The following is a 756-nucleotide window of genomic DNA, read 5'->3' as shown; positions in this document are numbered from 1 at the left end:
TAGCTCTTTAAAAATGACGAAGCTTGCGCTTCATTCAAAAATTGTAAAACATTTTTGCCTCATCGTTCAGTTTTCAAAGTTCGTCAGTTTAAAAATTGGTGGAGCCTAGCGGGATCGAACCGCTGACCTCCTGCGTGCAAGGCAGGCGCTCTCCCAGCTGAGCTAAGGCCCCAAAAGTTATGATGGTCGGGAAGACAGGATTCGAACCTGCGACCCCTTGGTCCCAAACCAAGTGCTCTACCAAGCTGAGCTACTTCCCGAAATAGATGGTGCACCCTGAGAGATTCGAACTCCCGGCCTTTAGATTCGTAGTCTAACGCTCTATCCAGCTGAGCTAAGGGTGCGAGACGAATGAACTTTCATGGGATATTAAGATGGTACCGAGGGCCGGACTTGAACCGGCACGAGGAAACCCTCGCAGGATTTTAAGTCCTGTGCGTCTACCAATTCCGCCACCCCGGCAAGGTATAATTCATGCGGTAGACTATTTTAAAAATGGTGCCGGCGAAAGGATTCGAACCCTCGACCCTCTGATTACAAGTCAGATGCTCTACCAACTGAGCTACACCGGCAGGTGTAAATGGTGGAGGATGACGGGATCGAACCGCCGACCCCCTGCTTGTAAGGCAGGTGCTCTCCCAGCTGAGCTAATCCTCCAAATATGTAATGCCTGGCAACGTCCTATCCTCACAGGGGGAGACCCCCAACTACTTTCGGCGCTGAAGCGCTTAACTTCCGTGTTCGGCATGGGAACGG

General features: G+C 51.3%; 6 tRNA genes and 1 rRNA gene. All 7 read right to left on the bottom strand.

Annotated features, from left to right (window positions below):
• Positions 1 to 96 precede the first annotated feature (96 nt).
• Positions 97 to 172 (bottom strand) — tRNA-Ala (locus KNP74_RS14845).
• 11 nt (positions 173 to 183) lie between these two features.
• Positions 184 to 260, bottom strand: a tRNA-Pro gene (locus KNP74_RS14840).
• A 7-nt stretch (positions 261 to 267) separates the two neighbouring features.
• Positions 268 to 344, bottom strand: a tRNA-Arg gene (locus KNP74_RS14835).
• Positions 345 to 375: 31 nt separating this feature from the next.
• Positions 376 to 462: transfer RNA gene (locus tag KNP74_RS14830), tRNA-Leu, on the bottom strand.
• A 34-nt stretch (positions 463 to 496) separates the two neighbouring features.
• Positions 497 to 572: transfer RNA gene (locus KNP74_RS14825), tRNA-Thr, on the bottom strand.
• 9 nt (positions 573 to 581) lie between these two features.
• Positions 582 to 657 (bottom strand) — tRNA-Val (locus KNP74_RS14820).
• A gap of 11 nt (positions 658 to 668) precedes the next feature.
• Positions 669 to 756 (bottom strand): 5S ribosomal RNA (rrf, locus tag KNP74_RS14815); the annotation flags it as partial.

Origin of the sequence: Exiguobacterium sp. s141, from assembly GCF_018618085.1 — a bacterium.
Classification (GTDB): Bacteria; Bacillota; Bacilli; order Exiguobacteriales; family Exiguobacteriaceae; genus Exiguobacterium; species Exiguobacterium mexicanum_A.
This window is presented reverse-complemented; position numbering and strand designations above follow the sequence as displayed.